Raw genomic sequence first — 24,900 nt, forward strand, 5'->3', positions numbered from 1 at the left:
AGATGGAGGTTTTAAGAAGAGGATATAAATTTGCTTTAAATATTGGTATTTATGATACTAATGAAAGAGAACATAAAAAAATAAGGTTACTGAATGCGTTTTGTTTAACATGGGCTATTTGTATTTGTTTTTTTATGATTTTAGATCCTTTTTTTTCACAAAGCTTAGATAGAAGTATTGTTTTACATTTATTTTCATTTGTAACTATTGTATCTGTATATGGATTACAGAAACATAAGAAATATATTACAGCAAGAGTCTTATTTATAGTAACGTTAATAGTAGTGACGTTTATTTTTGCAAATTTTATAGAGCCATCTAGAATGATGGAAAATTTTTACTTTGTATATCCATTAGTTGCTCTTATTTTAATAGATAATAAGAAAATAACAATTTCAATAATGATATTTTGTTGGTTGTTATATTATGTACCCTATAAATTAATACCAGGTATTTATCCCATTGAAATATTTAATCCATTATTATTGCTTTCTGCTTTTGTAGGATGCTATGTAATTCTTAATTACTCACAGTCATTAAATTTAAAAAATGAAAAAAAATTAGAAAAGGCTTATCAAGAGCTCGAAGATAAAAAAAAGAATGAATTAGCACATTTACAATTAAAATCACTGAAGGCACAAATGAATCCTCACTTTATGTTTAACGCCTTAAATTCAATTCAAAGTTTAATTTTAAAGGAAGATAAACATGCAGCTTATGTGTATTTAACAAAGTTTGCATCATTGATTCGAGAGAATTTAAATATGAGTGAAAAAAGTTTTGTTCATTTCGAAGAAGAATTATCGTTACTGAAGAAATATTTAGAATTAGAAAAACTACGTTTTAAAAATGATTTTAAATATCAAATAAAAGGAATAGAAAATATTGGTGATATAAAAATTCCATCAATGATAATTCAACCTTTTGTAGAAAATTCAATAAAGCATGGATTACTTCATAAAATTGAAGGAATAAAAGAATTAACAGTATCTTTTTCTAAAGGAGAAGTTTTTAAATGCGAAATAATAGATAATGGAGTAGGTCTTGAGAAATCAAAAGAAATAAATAAGCTGAATAATAAAGAAAAATCGTTTTCTACAAGTGCAATTTATGAAAGGTTAAGTTTATTAAAAGAATTTTATAAAACAGATATAGGTTTTGTTTATGAAGAAGCTTTAGAAGGGGTGAAAGTTGTTATTAGAATACCATATACTATATAAAATGAATGGAATAAAAAATGTATACAAGAGTATTATAAGTATTGGTGTTCATGGCTATTTATCTCAGAAAACCGTAAAGAGGATTAAAATATTAAATTTTGCAGCTTTTTTTATGGGGTTAAATCCATTAATAGCATTAGTGGTTAAATACTTTACAAATGATTTACCTGATAAAATGGCTTTGTTATTTTTGTTAGAATCAGTATTGTATTTTTCAGTTTTAATTGTTAGTTATTTTAAAAAATACGAAGCTGCCAAGTTTTTATTTATCATATTATTCACTTCAATTTTATTTTTACATAATAATTTCTTGTATAAAGGGGAGTATACGGAATACTATTATTTAGTAGTTCCAATTGGAACATTACTGTTTTTTGACAACAAGTGGGTCCATTATATTTTTTTAATAATTGCTTTATTACTGTTTTTTATACCCAATTACTATTTAAATATTTATGAAAAGGAAAGCTTTGGTTTCTTTCATGTAATTCCTTTTTTTTTAGGAATGTTTGTGGCTGTGCAATATTTCAGGAATGAAAATATTAAAAACGAAGACAAGTTAAAAAAAGCTTATGTTGAATTAGAAGACAAGAAAAAAAATGAATTAGCACATTTACAATTGAAATCATTAAAAGCGCAAATGAATCCTCATTTTATGTTTAATGCATTAAACTCTATTCAAAGTTTAATTTTAAAAGAAGACAAGCATGAAGCATATACTTATTTAACCAAATTCGCTTCTTTGATAAGAGAAAATTTACAAATGAGTGAAAAGAGTTTTGTGTATTTTGAAGAAGAATTATCGTTATTAAAAAAATATTTAGAATTAGAAAAGTTACGATTTAGAGATAATTTTGAATATAAAATAAAAGGAATTGAAAATATAGAAGATATAAAAATACCTTCAATGATAATTCAGCCTTTTGTAGAAAATTCAATAAAACATGGATTACTTCATAAAGTTACTGGATTAAAAAAAGTAAACATACATTTTTATCAAGAAGAAGTTTTTAAATGTGTAATAATTGATAATGGAATTGGAATAGAAAAATCAAAAGAGATAAATACTTTAAATAGTAAAGTAGCGTCATTTTCAACAAAAGCAATACAAGAACGATTAACTTTTTTAAAAGATTATTATAAAAGTGATATAGGTTTTGAATATGAAAAAATAAATGAAGGAACAAAAGTGATTGTTAAAATTCCTTATGTAAATAAAGATGAATAAGAATGAGTCTGTTATATAAAATTATTCATACAGGAATAGTAAAAGAATTAACAACAACAGATGTTAAAAGAATTAAAGTTTTAAATTACTGTTGTGCTTTTGGTTTGTTGTCAGCTGTATTTTTTTTAACAGTTGATTTTTTTTTAGGTCAATTAGATATAAGTAAAACACTTTCTTTTGTTGTGCAAATTGTTGTTTTTATAACTATATATTATTTACAGAGTCAAAAAAAGTATAAAATAGGAAGGGTGTTATTTGTTATGCTAGTGATAATAGCTTTATTTTATAATACAAATTTTGCTTTTAGAGGTTTTTATGGAGAGTATAGTTATATAATACTACCATTATTGGCATTGTTTTTTTTCGATAATAAAGTAATTCATTTTGGTGTGCTATTCTTAGCAATAAGTTTATATTATTTGCCAAATTATATAAACCCTATTTATCCAGAAAAATATTTTGGTTATCTGAATGTGTTATTTCAATTTTTTGGAACATTTATTTTAGTAAATTATTTTAAAAAACAAAATCAAAAAAATGAAAATGAGTTAGCGTATGCATATAAAGAACTAGAAGATAAAAAGAAAAATGAATTAGCACATTTGCAATTAAAATCATTAAAAGCACAAATGAATCCTCATTTTATGTTTAATGCGTTAAATTCTATTCAAAGTTTAATTTTAAAAGAAGATAAGCATGAAGCATATACTTATTTAACAAAATTTGCTTCTTTAATTAGAGAGAATTTACAAATGAGTGAAAAGAGTTTCGTTTATTTTGAAGAAGAATTATCGTTATTAAAAAAGTATTTAGAGTTAGAAAAACTTCGATTTAGAGATGATTTTGTATATGAAATAAAAGGAATTGAAAATATTGAAGATATAAAAATACCTTCAATGATAATTCAACCTTTTGTAGAGAATTCAATCAAACACGGTTTACTTCATAAAATTACTGGACTAAAAAAAGTAACTATTAATTTTTATCAAGAAGAAGTTTTTAAATGTGTGATAATTGATAATGGAATTGGAGTGGAAAAGTCAAAAGAAATAAATATTTTAAATACAAAAAAAGCTTCGTTTTCAACCAAAGCAATTCAAGAACGATTAACCTTATTGAAAGATTATTATAAAACCGACATAGGTTTTGAATATGAGGCAATCAATGAAGGAACGAAAGTAATTGTTAAAATACCCTATGTAAATAAAGATGAATAAAATACAAGCTGTAATAGTCGATGATGAATTAAATGCAAGAGAGAATTTAAGATACTTATTAAATGCATTTTGTAAAGAAGTTGAAATTGTTTCAGAAGTAGCAAATGTAGATGAAGCTACTGTTGCTATAAATAAACATAAACCGCAATTAGTTTTCTTAGATATTGAAATGCCTAGAAAAAATGGATTTCAATTATTGGATGAGTTTTCAGAGATTGATTTTCAAATTATTTTTATAACTGCTTATGATATGTATGCTATAAAAGCTTTTGAGGTAGCAGCAATTGATTATTTATTAAAGCCTATAGATATTGAGCGTTTACAAGAAGCGGTAAAAAAGGTAAAAAAATCAATTAAAAACACTGAATTTTCAAAAGCCAATTTAAATGTTTTAAAAGAGAATAAAAAAGCATTGCAAAAAATTGCGATACCATATAAAACAGATTATGTAATATTAGATATTGATAATGTATTGTGTATTGAAGCAGATAGAATGTATTCAGTAGTATATACAAAAAATAATAAAAAATATATGGTAGCAAAAAAATTAAGCTATTATGAAAATTTATTATGCAATAAAAAAGATTTTGTAAGGCTTCATCGTTCGTGGATTGTAAATATCAATAAAATAGAAGTATATTCTAAAAAAGAAAAAGAAGTAACGTTAGAATCTGATTTTAAAGTACCAGTAAGTAAAAGCTATAAGGAGAACTTCGAAACACTTTTTTACACATAAAAAGAGAAGAAATATTTAGTAAAAAGTTCATTTGGAAAATAAAATACTTCATTCGGAAGTAAAAATGAATTCTACTACTTGGGTTAAACTTTCTTTGTTTGAGAAATAATATAAAATTCTTTAAACTTAGAGATGTTATGGTAAAAAAAATACTATTAATATGTTTGTTTGTAACTAGTGTTGTAAGTGCACAATTCCCTACGAATAACTTAATTGTTCAATATGGCTTCAACAATGGAAGTGTTTTGGTTGATGGAGTTAATGGGGGGGCGCTTTCGGTTTCAGGAACAACATACACTGAAATAAATGATAGGTTCAATGTTGCACCAACTAGTGCAGTTAAATTAAGTGGTAGTTCATTTAATACTAATTATTCAACTAGTAATTCAACAATTGATACAAGTATTAGTTTTTGGGTTAAAACAAGTGAGGTGTCATCAGATTCAAAAATAATTTTTGAAAAAAGCTCAAGAGGTAATGCAGCTAGCTCAACTAATATGTTAGGGTATTCAGTAAGACTAGAAAATGGCAAAATAAGAGTAGAAAATGGATATGAGTTTACTTTTTATAATGGATTAAGAAGGTTAGATAGACATTCAGCTATATCAAATAGAATTGTGAGTGATGGTGAATGGCATCATATAGTAGTTTCAATATTTAATAGATCAGATAATATTGGAACAAGTAAAGGAGTTGACAATTTTATAAGAATATATGTAGATGGGGCTCTAGATACAAATCATAAAAAGAACAAAAGACCAAATACTTTCTTAAATAGACAGTTAAGGGTTACTAATGGACATTCTCAAAATGTACGTAAATTTCAAATCGCAAATTTAAATGGTGGTAATGCTCCTGTAAATTACAAATATGCTAACGATATTGATGATGTATTAGTGTATGGAAGATTATTAACTGCAACGGAAATTAATAATATAGGTTCTTATAATAATTTTTGTAGATCAATTTCAGCAGAGATATTATCAGCTTCTAATGTAACAGAGGATACAATTAATATTAATATTTCAGGATCTCAAGCTATAGATGTAGCTTATCATAAAATTGCTGACTCTTTTTCTTCAGCAACTATTATTACAAATAAAACAGGGAGTTTTACTCTTAATAATACTTCTCCTAGTACGTACAAAGTTTATGTAAGAAGAAATTGTGGGGCAAGCACTACTTCTCCATGGTCTGAGTATAAAATATTCAAAAATGAAAGGGTTCCAGTTTATGTGAATAAAAATGCAACAGGAAGAAATGATGGTTCTAGTTGGGTAGATGCTTTTGTAAATTTAAATGATGCTTTGACAGAGGTTTATGAAAATAATGAAATATGGGTTGCAAAAGGAACCTATTTACCATCAACTTCGGGGAGATCTAATTCTTTTACAATTTCTAAAAAAGGAATTAAAATATATGGAAGTTTTGCAGGTACTGAAACAGAAGTATCTCAAAGAAATATAAATGCAAATAGAACTGTATTATCTGGTGATTTATTAGGGAATGATAATTCTACTTTAGAGTTTACTAACACTACAAGAAATGATAACTCTTATCATATTATAAAAGTTAATAATGATGATGTAGTTCTTGATGGTTTAACTATTCAAGGAGGTCATGCCAATGGAACAGCGTCTGATGATCAGTCTGGAGGGGCTATTTTCAAAGGTCATTCAGTGATAAATTTAGAAATTGCAAATTGTATTATAGATAATAATGTATCGACTTCAGCAGCGGCGGCTATTTTATCAAGGTTTGAAGAGTCTGGATATTTGAAAATTAGAAATACGATTGTAAAAAATAATTTATCAAGATATGGAACTGCGATATATAGTTATACTGGAAATAACAAAATAGCAACTATAAAAATTAAAAACTCTGTTTTTGATAATAATATAGCTAAAGATAATGGTACAAATAAAGGTCATGCAGGAAGTGCAGGCTGGTTTAGAGCTTATGGTACTGGATCTACAATGAATTGTGATTTAATAAATAATACTTATGTTAATAATGTTAATTTAGGAACAACAAGTGGTCTAAATAATTTTAATAGGTCAGCTGTTGGTATGGGAAGAACAAACGGAGTGTTTAATGGAAATATGGCAAATTGTATTTTTTGGAAAAACACAACTACTGGAGGTGTTGTTAGTAAATCTATAGCTCAAGTTCATACAACATTAGGGCAAAATATTACTGTAAAAAACTCAATTGGAGAAGATAGCTTTTCAAATTTACCAAGTTCAAGAGTAACAAATGTATCTAATTCTGATCCTTTATTTACAGATTTGGCAAATAATGATGTTTCATTAACTACAGCTTCTCCTGCAAAAGATACTGGGGACAATGCAGTAATGATTGGAGCTTCTGATGTAATAGGGAACGTAAGAATTCATAATGGAACTGTTGATATGGGGGCTTATGAGTTTGGTGCGTCTACTTATGTTAGTAGAATGTTGAAAATAAAAGCTGAAAATGGAAGTGTTACTGCAAATCCAGTAGCTGTTGATGGTGGGTATAGTCAAGGAACAAGTGTAGTATTAACAGCAACTCCTGATGCTGGATATAAATTTGATGGATGGGCTAGTGATGCAAGTGGAACAACTAATCCTTTGACAGTAGTAATGAATTCAGATAAAACAATTACTGCAAAATTTAGTAGAATAAAATACACATTAACAGTAGCCAGCACTAATGGTACAGTAACTACAAATCCTAATCCAGTAAATGGAAAATATAACGAGGGGCAAGTGGTGGCATTAAATGCTACTCCAAATCCTGGTTATCAATTTGATGGTTGGACAGGTGACGCTACTGGTATTGCTAATTCAGTAAATGTTACCATGAACTCTAATAAAATAGTAACAGCAAAGTTTAGTGTTATCTGTATAGTATCTATACCGGATGTTAATTTTAAGAATGGACTATTAAATCATACGCCAAAAATTGATATAAATAATGATGGTAAAATACAATGTACAGAGGCAAATGCTTTTACAGGAACTTTAAGTATACGTGTTAAAAACATTAGTGATCTAACGGGTATTGAGGAGTTTAAAAATATCACAAAATTTAATTTTGAAAGAAATAAGCTAACAAGTATAGATTTATCAAGTAATATTGCTTTAACAGAAATTGATTGCTCACAGCAGCAAGCATCATTAACAACTTTAATTTTACCTCAAACAGGAACTTTGACTAAGGTTAATTGTTTTAACAATGATATAACAGCTTTAGATTTATCTGGTAACCCAAATATGATTGAATTGAAGTGTTCTGTGAATAAAATTGTTACTTTGAACACTACTGGATTAACAAAACTAATAAAGTTAGATGCTCAAATTAATAAAATATCAAGTTTAGATTTGACTACGAATACAGCTTTAAAAGAATTGATTAGTGCTGATAATGAGCTTACAGCTATTAATGTTTCTTCTAATATAGCTTTAGAGGTTCTTAATTGTAGAAAGAATAATATATCAAGTTTAAACTTATCTAATAACACTTCATTAAAAACCGTAAACATTTACCAAACATTAATTAGTAGTTTAGATGTGTCTCAAAATTCTAACTTAACAGGGGTAGATGCTAGAAATAGTAAGTTAACGAGTTTAAATGTAGCTAATGGTAATAATACACAGTTTATTTATATGACGGTAACTGGAAATCCAAATTTAAGTTGTATTCAGATAGATTCAGGATTTACGCCAACTTCGGTATGGAATAAAGATGCTACTGCTAGTTATAGTGTTAATTGTACAGCTAAATATTCACTTACAGTTAATGCAACAAATGGAGCAGTAACAACAAATCCGAATCCAACAAGTGGAACGTATGATGATGGAGCAAGTGTTGTGTTAACTGCTACGCCAAATGCTGGATATCAATTTGACGGTTGGAGTGGAGATGCAAGTGGAACTACGAATCCAGTAACAGTTGTAATGAATGCTAATAAAACAGTAACAGCTACGTTTAGCAAAATCCAACGTATATTAACAATCAATGCTACTAACGGGGCAGTAACAACGAATCCGAATTCAACAAATGGAAAATATGATGATGGAACAAGTGTTGTGTTAACAGCTACCCCAAATGCAGGATATCAATTTGACGGCTGGAGTGGAGATGCAAGTGGAACTACGAATCCAGTAACAGTTGTAATGAATGCTAATAAAACAGTAACAGCTACGTTTAGCAAAATCCAACGTATATTAACAATCAATGCTACTAACGGGGTAGTAACAACGAATCCTAATCCAACAAATGGAAAATATGATGATGGAACAAGTGTCGTGTTAACTGCTATGCCAAATGCAGGATATCAATTTGATGGTTGGAGTGGAGATGCAAGTGGAACCACGAATCCAGTAACAGTTGTAATGAATGCTAATAAAACAGTAACGGCAACGTTTAGTAAAATCCAACGTACGTTAACAATCAATGCATCTAACGGAACAGTAACAACGAATCCTAATCCAACAAGTGGAACGTATGATGATGGAACAAGTGTTGTGTTAACTGCTATGCCAAATGCAGGATATCAATTTGATGGTTGGAGTGGAGATGCAAGTGGAACTTCGAATCCATTAACAGTTGTAATGAGTGGAGATAAAACGGTAACAGCAATGTTTAGTACAATAATGAGAACATTAACTGTAACTAAAGCAGGAAATGGAACAGTAACTACAAATCCAAATGTTACAGGTGGATATGTTGATGGAACAAATGTAACATTAACAGCTACTCCTGACTCTGGATGGAAGTTTGATGGTTGGAGTGGTGATGCAAGTGGAACTACCAACCAAATTACAGTTACTATGAATGCAAATAAATCGATTATAGCAACGTTTAGTCAAGTAACAGCTGGGATAGAAGATGAGAAAAGATTAAAAGATTTTGCTGTATATCCTAATCCAGTAGAAACAATTTTAAGATTACAATTAAATGAGCAGGTTAAAGAAATAACTATATATAGTATTCAGGGACGAGAAGTAAAAACATCAAAAGAAAGAGAAATAAATATCAGTGACTTATCTTCAGGTATTTATTTAATAAAAGTACAAACAGACAATGATAAAATAGGAATCAAGAAGTTTGTTAAAAAGTAGTGTTGTTAAAAACTGTATGAGATACATATTGTCTCATGCAGTTTTTGTTTTTAAAATTAACTAAAAAATAATCAAATGAAATTAGTATTTATTATTGTATCAACAATTGGAGCTTTATTATTTAACTCACCAAAAGAAAGTAAAACCTTTAAAGAAGTAAAGACAGAAAAAATAATTGGAAGCAGTTTTTCATTAATAAATGATACTAAAAGTAAAGTGTCAATTTATACAGGAACTGGTTTTGTATCCTTAAATAAAGGGTCAAAAACAAGTATTTCATGTAAAGTGGGAAAAGAAGTACGTTGGGCAAAAAGTGGTAGAAAAGGAAAAGTAATTTTTAAAATAGAAAGTAAGCATTGTGGCAAGGTTTTAAAATTGTCAAAATTATTATAACGTAAATTTTTTTAAAGAGATTAATAGCCAAAACTAGGATACTAGTTTTGGCTTTTTTTATTGGAGGTTATTTTTTGATGTTTCAGGTTTTTTAATTGTTTGCGTGTTCAAATTATTGGTTTATAGGTTTTTGTATGTTTTTCATTCGGAAGTAATTTAGTGTGTTTGGGAAGTAATTTTCTGCTTTTTTGATATTAGCAAGCGTTATTTGTATAAGAATTAAAGAGGGGTATAAACAGAATTAAATAGAAGTAAACATGAAGAGAATTTTATTAATAATAGTAGTGCTTTTTACATTGATAGCTTCTGCACAACAAAACCAGAATGAAATATTAGCAAACTATAATTCTGGAAAATATACAGTGTATAAAGTTAAAAAAGTTTCTTATGGTAAGTATAAAATGGTAAAAGTTAAGAAGCAATGGCCAATACAATTTTCAAAATCAGGAGATAAAACCAGCACAGTTTTAGTAAAAAGAGCAGGTATTTTAGATGAAACTTTTAAACCAGACGTACCAGGTCATCCAGCATATTTTTCTTTTTCAACATATCGTTTAACTTTTATAGATGGTATAGGGGTTTATTATAGTTGGAATGGAAAAGAGCAAGCAACAACAAAATATGTTTTTACAAAAGGTGGTTTAAATAAAAACTATAAAGAGCTAAATAAGTTAGTAGAAAATTATTCAAAAGCTGTATTTAAAAATCAAACGAATGCCAGAGCAGAAGTAAAAGAACAAAAATCAGCTATAGCCGAAGCAGAAAGAAAGAAAAATTCTTTACAAAATAGAGAGGTACGTAAAATAGAAATTGAGTTAGTGAATACTCCTAATAAAGTAGCTCATTTTTCTGAAGCTATAAAATATGGTGTTGTTGCAATTCTTAAAGATGGAAGTAAATTATCAACAGAAAATTTAGGAGGTAAAATTCCTTGGAGTGATTTTATTCTTAAAAACAAAGGTTGTAGTAATACAATTGATGAAGTAAGAATTGATGAAGATGCTAAAACTTTAAAAGAAGATAGAATTACGCTTCAAGCTATTTCAAAATTTCATAAAACATTGAAAGCTACTAAGCATATTAACACAACAAACAACTTGTCTATACAGGTAAATCAAACAGGTTTTTGGGGGCATGAAAGACATAAATATGTAACTGTTTTTCAAGGTCAAAATGGACAACATGCTGGAAGAGGTGATAATTTAACAATTAAAGTTAAAACGGTTTCACACAAACAAACTGGAGTGAAATTAAATAAAATAGAAATATTCAATACAACTAAAAATAAATTGGTTGTGAGGTATAAGTTAACACCAAACACTAAGCTAATTGTAAATAATAATGGTGGTCAGGGAATGAATGGGTTTGAAGGAAGAAAAGGCTCTCCAAATGGAGGAAATGGAGGAAATGGTGGAGCAGGAGGTAATATTTTATTAATTAAAGATCCTTCTGTTACCAAATTAAATATTGTTTTAAATAATGCAGGAGGAGCAGGTGGAAAAGGAGGAGCTCCTAAATATTCATATGCAAGTAGAGGAAGAAATGGAGTAAGAGGAGATAAAGGAAGAATTAATAAACAAGTAAAAGCAGTTAAATTAAGTTTCTAAATAAACTATTAAATTCAAGTATAATGAGAAAACAAATATTAGTAACATGTGCGTTAAGTATAGCAATGCTATTCGGAACAAGTAATGAGTCAAATGCTCAGTTTAAAAGATTATTAAAAAAAGTAACTTCTAAAAAAAGTTCATCTAAAAAATCTAAATCTGGAGGAGCTTCAGGGGGAACGTTTTCATATTTAAACAATGAAAAAGATGATTTAGGTTTAAGTGGTGAGTATCATGGATTAAAAGATAAAAAAGCATTTGGCTTTAGATTTGTAAAAGAAAATGAAGGGAAAGTTGTTAATGAATTACATTATTGGGAAAAAAAACAAGAAAAGCCTCAATTAAAAATGAACTTTAAGGAGAGTTATTACAGAAAAAAACAAGTAAAAATGTTTTTTGTATGGATGTCTTCTTATGCAAAGTCTTATGTTGAGGTTTTTGAAGTGGCACCAGGGGTTTTAGCACAAACTCAACAAACAAGTAGAAGTATTAATAAATACGAAGAGTCTGTTCCATTAGATTCAAAAAGAACAGTAATTGAGGTAATGGCAAAAAATAAAGCTGACTTAGATACTTGGGATATTGAAACAGCACAAGCTAAAGTTGATATGTTAATAAGTAGTTTAAATACTGCTAAAATAGCTAAAACTAAAAAGAAATTAATGCGTTTTGAAACGTATAAAAATTACCATGGTAAAGTTGCATTTGCTAAGCAAACGCACTATTTAAAAAGTTCAAAAGCTAATCAACCGGTTGAAAAATCTGCTAATTTTATAACAAAAAGAGAGTTGGGTGAAACAGTAGCTTTTAAGCCTTACTTTGAGCAGCCGTTATCAGTTTCTCATCCAGGAGCGTGGTTTAATATTACGTATGAGATGGCAGGGCAAAAAACCAGTAGAGAGGCTTTAAGAAAAACGAGTACAAAGTTTTCTAAAAACATTCCTCAATTAACAGATTATAAAAATGATTTTTACTTTTTTTATCCTAAAGTAACGATTAATACTTCTAACAATATTGCTGATTATGCTTTTTTAGAGTTATTAAGATTAACGCAAGATAATTTAACTCAAGGAAAAGTATATGATTTAAAAGTAACTGTATGGGCTTATAAAGATGGTCAAAATATTGATCCTGTAGCTACAGGTACAATTCAATTAGAGTATACTAAAAATACTGAAAAACTATTACTAGATCCAGTTAAGGGGTGGATCACAGTTTTAGAGGATTATTTAGATGAATAAATCCATTTTTTGATTATTTAAGTTTGAACCGAATAGTGGAAAACACTATTCGGTTTTGTTTTTAAAATATATAATAGAATGAAGATAATTTTGTTAATAGTATTGTTTTTAATAAGTGCAAAAATTGTAGGTCAGTCTGAAGTAGTTTCTACCAATTATTCTTTCTTTAAATTAATTATAACAAATAATAAAAAAGAAATTTTATTAGTTAAATGGGGAGATTCATGGGAAATACAAGGGAGAAAATATAAAGGCAACTATTCGCTATATAAATTTATTGAGAGAATGGGTGACGGAGTTGGGGCTAAAATTAAAAAAATTAAACTAAGAGGGTTGTTTACTTTTCATTATAAAGGTCGTGTAAAACCAACATTAATGCATTATTATCAAGCCTCGTACAAATCAGGCGATTTAAAAATACCTAAGTCGTGTTCTGATATCAGATGGTTTTCATTGGTAGATGCAATGAAGGTTATTGAGTATTCAGATATGAAGGCTATAATGAAACAACTAAAAGGCAATGATAAAGTATGGGGAGGTGCTTTAGAAATAACTACTAAGAGTGAAAACAATGAAAGAATGTTTAAAAAAATAGATGATTTTTATGAATTAAATTAATAGTCTTCTATTTTTAGCAAATGAAAATTTACCAAAGAGAAATTCAATTAAATGAATATAGAAGAGGTTATCATTTAATAACAGATATTTTAGTTAGAGAAATGCCTGAAATAGGAGATATTATAACCGGACAGTTTCAAGTGTTTCTTAAGCATACTTCTGCTAGCTTAACAATTAATGAAAATGCTGATCCAACTGTAAGATTAGATTTTGAAACACATATAAATGAAATGATACCGGAAGGAATGTCTTACTATAAACATAATTATGAAGGTGATGATGATATGCCTGCTCATATTAAAAGTTCAATATTAGGTTGTCAAGTTTTGATTCCTGTAACGAATGGTAAATTGAATATGGGGATTTGGCAAGGTATATATTTAGGAGAACATAGAAATTGTGGAGGGAAAAGAAAGCTGGTACTAACTTTGACGGGAGTGTAGACTTTAATTATGTTTTATTGAAAAATTTAATGTTTTTTCACTGTTAATTTGTGGTTTAATTTATTTTGTTGTTAAAAAAATGATTTAAAAGTGTGTTTTTTTGTTAAAAAACGATATTATGTTTATTTTTTTAACATTTTAAAGTTTTGGGAGATGGTTTGTTAACTTTACGTAGATATAAATCCCTCAAAACCAAACAAATGAAAAAAAACTACCTGTTTGTTGTATTACTTTTAATATGCCAAACAAATTTTTCGCAAACACAAACCCCTAAAAATTTAGGACTGATCCAACAACATTTTAATGATTTACAGAAAGCTCGAAAAACGACATCTTTAGATTATGCTGAATGGAAAGTAACTAGTACTGCGTCTTCCTTAAAAAAAGGATTGACGCATTATTATTTAACACAGTATTATAATGGTATTCCTATTGTAAATGGTACTTATAATTTATCAATTATAAATAATAAAGTTAATTATTCAAAAAATCAATTTGTTAATGATATAAAGATAAAAACATCTAAACAAAAATCAATATCTATAACGGAAACACAAGCTATAAATGAAGTTATAAGAGCTCATAAATTAACTAGTGCTAAATTAGTTAAAACAATGAGAAAAAGTAAAGGAGATGATTTAGTTGAGTTTAAGAATTCAGGAATTACAGAAGATAATGAACCCATTCTTGTTAAAAAGGTATACTTCTTACATGAAGGTGAATTACGTTTGTGCTGGAATGTTAATTTATATGAAAAAGGAGGTAAAAACTGGTGGAATAGTTACGTAGATGCTTCTTCAAATAAAATTATATCGGAAAGTAACTGGGTTATAACTTGTAATTTTGACACTCATCATGGTCATGATTCTCATACAACTCATGATTCTTCTGAGTTTTTTAATTCAAATAAAGAATCTAGTACTCCATATTTAAAAGAATCTAGCATGTTAGCGCCAGATTCTTATAATGTATATGCAATGCCATTAATTAACCCAGATGATGGAGGAAGAACAGTTGTTACTAATCCAGCTAATTCTGTAGCATCACCTTATGGGTGGCATGATACAAATGGTGTTGCAGGTGCTGAACATACAATTACAAGAGGTAATAATGTATGGGCTCAAGAAGATGCAAACGGAAATAATGGCACTGGAGCTTCTCCAAGTGGAGGTTCTAGTTTGGATTTTAATTTCCCAGTTAATTTAACTCAAGCACCTAGTACTTATCGTGATGCTTCAACTACTAACTTATTCTATTGGAATAATATTATGCATGATGTATGGTATCAATATGGTTTTGATGAAGCTTCAGGAAACTTTCAAGAAAACAACTATGGAAAAGGAGGAGCAGGAAGTGATTCTGTAAATGCTGATTCTCAAGATGGAGGAGGAACTAATAATGCAAATATGGCAACTCCAACAGATGGAGGTAATGCAAGAATGCAAATGTATTTATGGACTAGAACAAATCCTAATAGAGATGGTTCATTTGATAATATGATTATTGCTCATGAATATGGACATGGTATTTCTACAAGATTAGTAGGTGGAAGGAATGCGAATGTGTTAGGAGGATCTGAACAAATGGGTGAAGGTTGGTCTGATTGGTTCGGATTAATGCTAACCATGAAAGCTGGTGATAAAGGAACTGATAGAAAAGGAGTTGGTACTTATGCGTTAGGTCAGGCTTTAGATGGAGTAGGAATTAGGCCAACGGTGTATTCAACTGATAGATCTGTGAATAATACAGATTATGCTGATATAGGCGGATTAAGAGTACCGCATGGAGTTGGTTATAGTTTTGCTTCAATATTATGGGATATGACTTGGTTGATTATAGATCAAGAAGGTTTTGATCCAAATTTTTATACCGGTACTGGAGGTAATAATGTTGCAATGGCTTTAGTTATAGAGGGTTTAAAAAATACAGCAAGTAATCCTGGTTTTGTATCAGGTAGAGATGGTATTTTACAAGCTGATCAAGATTTATACGGAGGAAAATACAAATGTTTAATTTGGAAAGCTTTCGCAGGTAGAGGAGTTGGAGAAGGAGCTGTAGAAAATAATAATGGAGGTAGTAATACTAACTCTGATCAAACAGTATCGTATACCAATCCATGTGATGGAGGTAATCCAGATCCAGGAAGTTGTGCTGGAGATGTTACTTCGTTCCCTTTCAATGAAAGTTTTGAAACTAATTTAGGCTTATGGAAAGATGCAACCACTGGAGATGATTTAAACTTTACAAGAGATTCTGGAGGAACTCCTTCAAGTAATACTGGACCAAGTAATGCAGCTGATGGTTTTACGTATTTATATGTTGAAGCTTCAGGAAATGGTTCAGGGTACCCTAATAAGAGAGCTATTTTAAATTCTCCTTGTTTAAATTTTGGTTCGGTAGCAAATCCTAAATTGGCTTTTCAATATCACATGTATGGTAGCGCAATTGCGACTTTAAAAGTTGAGGCAAGAAAAGACAATACAGGTACTTGGACATCAGTGTTTAGCAAAAGTGGAGATCAAGGAAATAGCTGGAAAACTGCAACTATTGATTTAGGTGCTTATGCTAATGAAGCAAGTGTACAATTAAGGTTTAATGTAGTTACTGGTTCTGGAAATAGTGGTTGGCAAAGTGATATTGCTATAGATGCAATATCTATTACTAATGGAGCAGGAGACCCAGGAGGTGATTGTACAGCTTTGAATTTTAACGATTTTACTATAAGTCCATTTTCTAATCAAGATTCAAGTGGAAATTATTCTATTGGAGGCTCAGGAGGTTCACTAGCATTAACGAATAATACTTGGAAGTATATTTTAATGAATTATACAGTTACATCTAACACTGTAATAGAGTTTGAGTTTAGCAGTACGTCTGAAGGTGAGATTCACGCAGTAGGATTTGAAAATGACAATAATTTAACTTCTTCAAGATATTTCAAAGTTCATGGAACTCAAAATTATGGAGTAACTAATTTTGATAATTATGTAAGTGGAACAAAAAAATATGTAATTCCTGTAGGTAGTTCTTATACAGGAACCATGGATAGGTTAGTTTTTATTAATGATAATGATGCTGGATCAGGAAATAATTCTACTTTTTCTAATGTGAAAATTTATGAAGGCTCTTGTGGAACATCATCAATTAATGTAAGTGAATTTGGCATTCGAACAGACGTTATTGGTACTCAGGATGAAGGTGTGTTTTCTTCAATCGAAGTAGCTCCGAATCCAGTTAAAAGAGGAGAGCTTCTTTATTTAACAGGAAATAGTAAGAATTTATTAAATGCTTCTTATAGTGTTACGAATATGTTGGGGCAGGTACTGGAAACTGGAAAACTAGCAGGAAGAAGTATTCAAACAGATAAATTAAAAACTGGTATTTATATTTTAACAATAGAAAATAAATATACCAAAGAAGATAAACGATTTATTATTAAATAACTTATGGTTATTCTAAGATAATAAAAAGAAGTTGTTTTTTATTTATTTTAAACCCTTTGAGCTTTTATAAAATTCAAAGGGTTTTTTTAGTTTTTGAAAACTGTTTTAAATTCTGAAATAATTTCCTCTATTTGTTGTTCGTTATATTTTCTAGAAAAGTGTACAGGTATTGCCTCATTTATTTTAGATGCGTTCATTATTTCTCCTGATTTTTCTGAGTAGCTATGATAATTAAGGTGAGCATATTCTTTGTCTTCATTTTTATAAAAACATTCTATGTATATTTTATTAGATTGAAAAAAATGCTTTTTAATCTTAGAATGATTTTCAAAATTAGCAGCATGATCCATAATAACTCCTATCGAATCTCCTTCTTGGGTGTGTAGTAAATGAAATAAATCTTTAGATTCATAGTTTTTACCTTCAATATTTATAGCAACGGTTTCTTCTTTTTTTAGAAAAGCGTTTTTTAAATCATTTACCCATTTTCCTCCTTTAAAATTACTGTTTTTAAGGTTGATTTTAAGTGTGTCTTTTTCTTTAAATTTATAGCTTAGAGAAGGTGTTTTATGGTTAAGCAATATTCCAGTTACTATAAAGTTATTTTCTTCAAAAAGAATGTTGTTATGTTTAATAGAAGTTTTTTTAAGTTCCCATACAGGAGGTTCTATTTCATAGATATGAATTTCATTGTCAGAAATCATTTCACGTATTTCGTAAATAATAGCATCTTTTTCAATCAAATTCCAAGTGTAACTTTTTATTCTATTTTGAACTTGTTTAGCTATATTTTTAGGGCCACAGATAAGAATTCTTCTTTGTGTACCTATTTGATGTCTTATGATAGCGTCAAAGTTTACAAAGTGATCTATATGGGTATGACTAATAAAAACCGCATTCGTATTTTGTATCTCTTTTACGGTTAAGTTACTAGCATCACCACATTCACAAATATAATTCCAAGGGTGATTATCTGGTTTTATTAAGATAGAGATATCTTCGTTGTAATTACTTTTTATTTCAGAAAAGAACATAAGTTTAGTTTGTAAGGTTTTCTCTACCTAGTGAGTCTACTTTTTTTAATAAATCAGGAAAACGAAACTCTCCGTGCATTTCTTTAATTTTTTTGGCAGCAATGTTTACATCCATTCCTATTGCAGTAATATGTAATGCTTTTTTACTAGTACCTCTTACAATCGATGTTTTGTGAGTATTGATATTTTTAAAATCATTTTTGGCTACACCAATTACAGGAATGTTATCTTTTAATGATTTATAAAGGTGTCCACCTAGTCCTAGTTTTTTGTTGTCATCTAAAAAAACAAATCCATCTATAATTATTGCGGAACAATTATCTAGGTTAATTTTTTTAAGTAAGCTTAAAATGCAAGGTAATTCTCTTTTGTAAAATTCTCCAGGAATATAGTCAGAAATACCAGTTAAAGTTTCTTCATAAACCTTAGTAGTTTCCTTACTGTTCCAGTTATTAAATTGTATACAAACGGTTTTTGCTTGGTTTTCAAAATAATAGGTATCAAATGCTAAAATCAATTTTCAATATGTTTTTAATATTAATCACCACCACAAGAAGCACAGCTTGAACATGATGAACAGTTAGAGCATGGGCTACTACTGAAATCAAATCCATTTGAATCTGAATCACCACCCCAAGAATTGAAATCAAACCAGTTACTTGATTCATCTGTTGGTGGTTCATTAATACTTAAAGGGTCTTCTTCAAAAGTGACAGAATCTGTTAAGTCATTATTAGATTCACTATTAAAAGCATCATTTGAAACTTCTAACTCTTTGGCATATCCAATATCTTCTCCAGAATCATTTTCATAATAAGAATCTGTTATAACTATATTGTTATTATGATGCATGATATCTGACCAAATTAAACTATAAAAAAGATAGTCATCAAAGCCATGATATCCACCATAAATCCCCCCTCTTTTTGTATTGTATCTAATATCTTCTTTTGTATTTACTTTTTGTTTAGGTAGTACGTGTTTGTTTTTAATGAAAGATTGAATATCATCAGTTTCTACTTGTTTTTTTAATTCAAGTTTTATTTTGTTTAAAAAATAATCAAATCTTGAAGTCTTCTTTTCTTTAAACTGGTCAAATTTTAATTGAGAACTGGTTGCCTGAGATATAGTTTTATTAGGATTTCCTGATTCAAGTTCTTTAAATAACCCTGAAATTTTAATAACTAAAGGGAAAACTCCTATTTTGTGATCTCTATTTATTTCAATTTCTATCAGGTATTTAAAATCGAAATCTTCATGCTCTAAAACAAGTTTTAGTTGCTTGAAATGAATAGACATAGCATCGTTTACCTCTATTTCATATTTATCGAGAGCATGTTTTAAATCATTTTCTTTTCCATCTTTATCATGATAGAAATCAATATCATCATGTGATATTTTAATGATATTGTTGATTTTTAAACTTCTAAATGTGGCGTTTAATTGTTGCAGTATTGCTACAGCAGTAAAAGTTTCGCGTTCTTCTTTATCTGAAATAACTCCAAGCGTTAGGTGATGGAAGAATTTTTTAAAAGCTTTTGTTGGTTTTACTTTTTTAATTTCTGTTAATTGACTAGGGTCAATGGTAATAATTCCTTCTAAATACATAGGCTAATTTTTAATTATGACAAGCCCCACAATTATTAGATTCCCATTGGGTCATAGCATAAGATCCCCAAATAGATTCTGGTGGTTTATTATAATGTTTAATATATAATTTTATTGTTTTTTGATAAATAGTATAATCTTCATTTTCACTAGGAGTATGATGTATAAACCTATTATAATGAGTAGAGCAAAACTTTTGGTAATACCTAGTGAATAAAATAAATTCATGCCATGCTAAATCAATTAATAAGGATGGACTTAATTTTGTTTTTGTAATATGAATAAGGTTAAGAAATTTTAGCATTTCTATTAATAATTCATCTTTATCTATATTATTTTCAAAACTTATTTTTTCAACTTTTTTCCTTAATAAAGGAATGTTTGTTAGTATATCATTTAATTGATTGTCCATAGGCTAATTTATAAACTGTTTATTTTCCCCATTAGCTATATATATTATAACATCATTCTCTTGAAGTGTAAGATGGTTTTCAGGGTTTTTAATGAGTTGTCCTTTTCTGCTAAGTGCTACTAGTGTAATACCATATTTTTCTTTTAAATGAATAAAAGTTTCTAAATAAGTGGTGTTAATATAAGTATGTTTACTTGATAGCTTAGTTTCGCAAATGTCTAAATTACTTTTGTCGTTAGAAGTAGAAATTAAATCTTCTGTAAGTAAAGCAACATTAGGTTCAAATATATAACTAGCTATAAATTTTGAAACAATTTCATTTTTTGGAATAATGAACTGAACTCCCAAATAGTTGAAAGAAGATTTTAATTCTATGTTTTCTATAGCAACTACACAATTAATGTTTTCAAATCGTTTTTTTAGACTAATTGTATAAACTAATGTGTCGGTATCATTTTCAAAACTGATATAAACTCTTCTTGATTCTTTAAGCTTTATTTTATCTAATGCCTTGTAATCATTAAGGTCAGTAAGTAAAACAAAGCAATTTTTATCAGAGTATAATTGCTTAATAGTTTTTAAGTCAGATTCTTTATTCACAACTATTGCTAAGTCTTCTTCAGCCTTAATAATTTGATCTGCTACTTGTTTAGAAAAAGCATTCCATCCAATAATTATACAGTGGTTATTCATGTCTGTTCCAAAGTATCCCATTTCTCTTTTTTTTAAGTATTCTGATATTTTTAAGCTTAATTCTGTTACGATGTATCCTAAGACACCAAGACTTCCCAATACAAATAAAATACCGATGAGTCTTCCCCAGAATGTTATAGGATAAAAATCACCATAACCAACAGTTGTTAATGTAACAATAGAATACCAATAAGCATCAGCAAGGTTATTTATATTAGTATTTTCAAAATTAGATTCAAAATGATATAGGCTATATACTAGTATATTATAGATTCCAGCAACTAGTATAAAGAATATTAATTTTTGTTTGGAACTCATGCTTGCATCAAGTTTTTAAATACGTTCAATTTTTCTTGATTACAGCTACTAAGTTCTATATAGGTTTTGTTACTCTCAGGAAACGTATGAATGGCTAAATGACTTTCTCCTAGTAGCCAAAAACAGGTGTATCCTTGTTGTTCAAAATGATGTTCGTTAAAAGCTAATAAAGTAAATTTACTTTGTTGTAATAAATTTTCAAAACTCGTTTTTAAAATCTCAGGATTAGTTTCAGAAATCCATTCTTGAAAATTATATATATTGGCTTGTATGTGTTTGTAGTCAGTGTTCATTTTGTGTTAGTATAAATCCCAATTTCCTTTTAAATAATATTGATATAATACTGGGTTTTGAATTTTATTAACTTCAACTTTATTTGTGCCAATATTAAAAAAATCTTTCTTACCAAAAGAAGTGATTAGTAACATAGCTTCCTTATTAATCCATTTTGTTGATACTGATGAAAATTGTAGGTTTCGAAGTTTTTGCTTAAATTTCTCTTTAGAAACATCTTTGTTTTTTGTTCCTATAATCCATCCCCATTCTCCCATAGATATAATTTGATTGTGCATTGGAACTGTAGTGAAACCTGCAGATTGCATTGTTAAATCAATACATTGAAAAGCTTTGGTTGCAAAATAAGGACTACCAGATTGTGTGATGATTAATCCATGAGGTCTTAATTTACGTTTGCATAATGTATAAAATTCATGAGAATAAAGTCTGCCCAATTCAACACTTCTTGGATCAGGTAAATCTATGATAATAACGTCGTAGAAAGATTGATTGTCTTGTTCTAGATGCACGTAAGCATCTTTGTTGTAAATTTTAAGTTTTTCACTATTCATTGACCCTTCATTAATGTTGATAAGAATTGGACTGCTTTTTCCAAGTTCAGTCATGTTAGGGTCAAGATCTACCATATCAATTTTATCAACTGAAGGATATTTTAGTAGTTCTCTTACAGCGCATCCATCACCTCCTCCTAGAATTAGTATTTTTTGAGGATTTGGGTGTAGTTGCATAATTGGGTGTACCAAAGGTTCATGATACATTTCTTCATCTATTGAGCAAAATTGTAAGTTTCCATTTAAGTATAGCCAATGTTCATCTTTCCATTCAGTTAGCACAATTTTTTGATATTTACTTTGGGTTGAATAAACAATTTTATCTTTATATTTTTTTTGTTCACCCCAGGTAATAATTGTGTCAGTAAAACTCATTCCCATGATAAGTGTAATTAAAACAATACTTATCATAGCTAACATTGATTTTAATTGGTTTTTTATCATTTTACCTTTAAAGCGATAAAACACTAAACAGGCTACAAAAAAATTAATGAACCCTAAAATAAAAGGAGTATAGGTGAGTCCTAGTATAGGTAAGCCTATAAAAGCAAAGAATACTCCACCTAATAAACTTCCGTAATAATCTTTTTCTAAAATTGAAGAAATGTTAGTTTTTAAATCTTCATATTCTTTATTAATTCTTACAACTAAAGGGATTTCTAAACCAATTAGTAAACCAACAAGCATACTTAAAAAATAGATAACTGCATCATAGTATGATGATACTGCTGCTAGTGTATACACTAATACAGATGAAAAAGCAACAATTAGTGATAAAGCTAATTCAAGTAATAGAAAATTTCTAATTAAGTTCTTAGTAAACCTTTTACTAAGTCTGCTTCCTAATCCCATACAAAATAGCATTAAAGAAACAATCATTGTCCATTGAAAAACTGAATTTCCAATAAAATATGTAGCTAAAGTTGATAGCACATATTCAGCTACAATTCCGGCAAAACCTGTAGCGAAAATGGCCGATTTTAGAATAAATGAATTGTTTTTTAGATACTCCATGTAATTAATATAGCTGAACCAACATAAGCAAATGCTTCTATTAATCCTGCACCGATATTTGGTTTTTCTTGATTAATGATTTCATCAGTTAATTTTCTTCCAGGTAATAATATTTTGTCTGTTAAGAAGCGCATAATTGGTAACAAGATAATTCCTAAAATAGTTTGTAAGCTAACATCGATAAGAGTTGTTGTCCAATCAATAAAAGGATCAATTAATGCATTCATTATTATAATCCCAATAGCAAGTATGGCTCCTCCAAAACTAACACCTACCGCTACATTATCCTTTTCAATGTGCTTGTGTACATCAAAATTAATCCATAAAGTAAAGATTTTTGTTGCTATAATGAGCATAAAGTTTCCTATTGCCCAATAGCTAATAAATGTTAAAAGTCCTTCTTGTAAACTAGTAGATTCACCAATAAGAGCTCCATGAAGTAACAATGCATTGGCGATATATATACAAGCCTCTATAATTCCAGTACCTTCATTTTTATCTTCTATAATCTCTTTTTTAATGTCGAATTTTGGAAGGATTAACTTGTTGCTAATTAAAATTGATATATGCAATAAAATGACCCCTGCTATTCCATAAACTCCAATATGAATTAGGTCAGTATAAAAACCAGCACTTTCTCCTACAATTGCTCCTCCAAGGATAGTAATAAGTCCGATAAAATACCCAACATATGAAAGGATAAAAGCAAAATTATCTTTTTCTATAAGTTCGTGTGTTATATTAATTTTAGGGTTTAATAATTTATAAATTATTTTCCCTAAGTAAAAAATTATAAAAGCAGTTGCTACATATCCCAAAGAATGTAGTAAGCTGTTAATGTTTATATATTCGGTTAGATTTTCCATCTATTTTGTTTAGTTTTTTAAATCGTTGTTATTTACCAAATCCGCCACTTCTAGAACGAGAGGATGATCTACTATATCTTGAACTACTTCTTTTTGTTTTACTATAGCTTTTACTAGAAGTATATCCTCTAGACTTTAAACTAGAAGCACTTTTACTAACCTTTGAATTTACTCTGCTTTTAAATGTTTGTGGTTTTTTACTCCATGAAGTATTGGTGTTACTTCCATATTTCGTTCCGTATTTATTTGAACTACCATAGTATGATTTTTTATTTCTATAATTTCTATTATAGTCATTCCAATCATTTCTAGGGTAGCCATATCCATAACCATATCTAGACCCATAAAATAAATCAGAGAATAAACGATAACGACCGTAAAAAGCCCAAAAAGAACTACCATTGCTATGAGTTCTCCATTCACCGTATCTAGAATTTCCAACGTAACTATTTACACCAGCTGGAGCTGAGTTTTTGTCGAGTTTACCATTTTTCTTACTCAATATGGTCATTCCTAAATCATTTTTGTATTCGTCAAAAGTTATAGGAGAAACCTCTTTCCAATCAGTGTTTACAATTTTTACATCAGTAGGTTTATTAATTGTGTCATTTAATTCTTCTTTTGTTAAAAAAGGTTTAGATTCTTCAATTAGAATTCGATATTTATGAAAATACTTATCAGTATCTTCTTTATAATCCATATCTGCTAATATGACATTGTAATTATTCTTATCAATATATTTTGTAATTATATTGTCAATAGGTGATTTTACAAATTTTGGTTTTCTACTTGCACCACATGCATTTATTAATAAGCATATAGTTAATAGAAAAAAGTACTTAATAAGGCGCAT

Annotated in this window: 20 protein-coding genes; 11 read left to right on the forward strand and 9 right to left on the reverse strand. The window is 28.8% G+C overall.

Annotated elements, in window-relative coordinates; genetic code table 11:
• Nucleotides 1–2: 2 nt before the first annotated feature.
• From BLV71_RS11345 to BLV71_RS11395, 11 genes are all read left to right on the forward strand, one after another.
• On the forward strand, nucleotides 3–1,220 hold the full coding sequence (locus BLV71_RS11345; RefSeq protein ID WP_093870659.1) for a sensor histidine kinase: 1,218 nt from the start codon (nucleotides 3–5) through the stop codon (nucleotides 1,218–1,220).
• Between the two features lies 1 nt (nucleotide 1,221).
• Nucleotides 1,222–2,448, forward strand: coding sequence for a sensor histidine kinase (locus tag BLV71_RS11350; protein WP_143032782.1), 1,227 nt, complete (start codon nucleotides 1,222–1,224; stop codon nucleotides 2,446–2,448).
• 2 nt (nucleotides 2,449–2,450) lie between these two features.
• Complete coding sequence (locus BLV71_RS11355) at nucleotides 2,451–3,665, forward strand: sensor histidine kinase (protein WP_093870661.1); 1,215 nt, start codon at nucleotides 2,451–2,453, stop codon at nucleotides 3,663–3,665.
• Entirely contained in the window at nucleotides 3,658–4,401 is a 744-nt protein-coding gene (locus BLV71_RS11360; protein ID WP_093870662.1) for a LytR/AlgR family response regulator transcription factor, read from the forward strand. The genes BLV71_RS11355 and BLV71_RS11360 overlap by 8 nt, the downstream gene beginning before the upstream one ends.
• A 98-nt stretch (nucleotides 4,402–4,499) precedes the next feature.
• Nucleotides 4,500–9,509 (forward strand): InlB B-repeat-containing protein, encoded by a 5,010-nt coding sequence (locus tag BLV71_RS11365; RefSeq protein WP_093870663.1) that lies wholly within the window; start codon nucleotides 4,500–4,502, stop codon nucleotides 9,507–9,509.
• 75 nt (nucleotides 9,510–9,584) lie between these two features.
• Nucleotides 9,585–9,902, forward strand: a complete 318-nt coding sequence (locus BLV71_RS11370) for a hypothetical protein (RefSeq protein WP_093870664.1) — start codon at nucleotides 9,585–9,587, stop codon at nucleotides 9,900–9,902.
• Nucleotides 9,903–10,159: 257 nt separating this feature from the next.
• Complete coding sequence (locus BLV71_RS11375) at nucleotides 10,160–11,509, forward strand: hypothetical protein (RefSeq protein ID WP_143032783.1); 1,350 nt, start codon at nucleotides 10,160–10,162, stop codon at nucleotides 11,507–11,509.
• A 23-nt stretch (nucleotides 11,510–11,532) separates the two neighbouring features.
• Entirely contained in the window at nucleotides 11,533–12,750 is a 1,218-nt protein-coding gene (locus BLV71_RS11380; protein ID WP_093870666.1) for a hypothetical protein, read from the forward strand.
• Between the two features lie 78 nt (nucleotides 12,751–12,828).
• Nucleotides 12,829–13,368, forward strand: a complete 540-nt coding sequence (locus tag BLV71_RS11385; RefSeq protein WP_093870667.1) for an NUDIX hydrolase — start codon at nucleotides 12,829–12,831, stop codon at nucleotides 13,366–13,368.
• Nucleotides 13,369–13,388: 20 nt separating this feature from the next.
• Nucleotides 13,389–13,811, forward strand: a complete 423-nt coding sequence (locus BLV71_RS11390) for a secondary thiamine-phosphate synthase enzyme YjbQ (protein ID WP_093870668.1) — start codon at nucleotides 13,389–13,391, stop codon at nucleotides 13,809–13,811.
• Nucleotides 13,812–14,011: 200 nt separating this feature from the next.
• Nucleotides 14,012–17,254: a M36 family metallopeptidase gene (locus BLV71_RS11395; RefSeq protein ID WP_093870669.1), complete on the forward strand. Its 3,243-nt coding sequence runs from the start codon at nucleotides 14,012–14,014 to the stop codon at nucleotides 17,252–17,254.
• Between the two features lie 86 nt (nucleotides 17,255–17,340).
• Here the strand turns inward: BLV71_RS11395 and BLV71_RS11400 are convergent, their stop codons facing one another.
• Genes BLV71_RS11400 through BLV71_RS11440 form a run of 9 tightly spaced genes read right to left on the reverse strand, consistent with a single transcriptional unit; the run spans nucleotide 17,341 to nucleotide 24,900 of the window.
• Nucleotides 17,341–18,288 (reverse strand): MBL fold metallo-hydrolase, encoded by a 948-nt coding sequence (locus BLV71_RS11400; protein WP_093870670.1) that lies wholly within the window; start codon nucleotides 18,286–18,288, stop codon nucleotides 17,341–17,343.
• A gap of 4 nt (nucleotides 18,289–18,292) precedes the next feature.
• A complete protein-coding gene (locus BLV71_RS11405) occupies nucleotides 18,293–18,805 on the reverse strand; it encodes an endonuclease V (protein WP_093870671.1) in 513 nt (170 codons plus the stop codon).
• 20 nt (nucleotides 18,806–18,825) lie between these two features.
• Nucleotides 18,826–19,896, reverse strand: a complete 1,071-nt coding sequence (locus BLV71_RS11410; RefSeq protein ID WP_093870672.1) for a hypothetical protein — start codon at nucleotides 19,894–19,896, stop codon at nucleotides 18,826–18,828.
• A gap of 10 nt (nucleotides 19,897–19,906) precedes the next feature.
• Nucleotides 19,907–20,308, reverse strand: coding sequence for a glycine-rich domain-containing protein (locus BLV71_RS11415; RefSeq protein WP_093870673.1), 402 nt, complete (start codon nucleotides 20,306–20,308; stop codon nucleotides 19,907–19,909).
• A gap of 3 nt (nucleotides 20,309–20,311) precedes the next feature.
• Nucleotides 20,312–21,319: a potassium channel family protein gene (locus tag BLV71_RS11420; RefSeq protein ID WP_093870674.1), complete on the reverse strand. Its 1,008-nt coding sequence runs from the start codon at nucleotides 21,317–21,319 to the stop codon at nucleotides 20,312–20,314.
• Entirely contained in the window at nucleotides 21,316–21,612 is a 297-nt protein-coding gene (locus BLV71_RS11425) for an S-adenosylmethionine decarboxylase family protein (RefSeq protein ID WP_093870675.1), read from the reverse strand. Before BLV71_RS11425 ends, BLV71_RS11420 begins: the two co-directional genes overlap by 4 nt.
• A gap of 6 nt (nucleotides 21,613–21,618) precedes the next feature.
• Nucleotides 21,619–23,181, reverse strand: coding sequence for a polyamine aminopropyltransferase (locus tag BLV71_RS11430; protein WP_093870676.1), 1,563 nt, complete (start codon nucleotides 23,179–23,181; stop codon nucleotides 21,619–21,621).
• A complete protein-coding gene (locus BLV71_RS11435; protein WP_093870677.1) occupies nucleotides 23,169–24,047 on the reverse strand; it encodes a DUF350 domain-containing protein in 879 nt (292 codons plus the stop codon). The genes BLV71_RS11430 and BLV71_RS11435 overlap by 13 nt, the downstream gene beginning before the upstream one ends.
• A gap of 28 nt (nucleotides 24,048–24,075) precedes the next feature.
• The gene (locus tag BLV71_RS11440) at nucleotides 24,076–24,900 is read right to left on the reverse strand and encodes a hypothetical protein (RefSeq protein WP_093870678.1); all 825 of its coding nucleotides are present in this window, start codon (nucleotides 24,898–24,900) and stop codon (nucleotides 24,076–24,078) included.

Origin of the sequence: Tenacibaculum sp. MAR_2010_89 (genome assembly GCF_900105985.1) — a bacterium.
Taxonomy (GTDB): domain Bacteria; phylum Bacteroidota; class Bacteroidia; order Flavobacteriales; family Flavobacteriaceae; genus Polaribacter; species Polaribacter halocynthiae.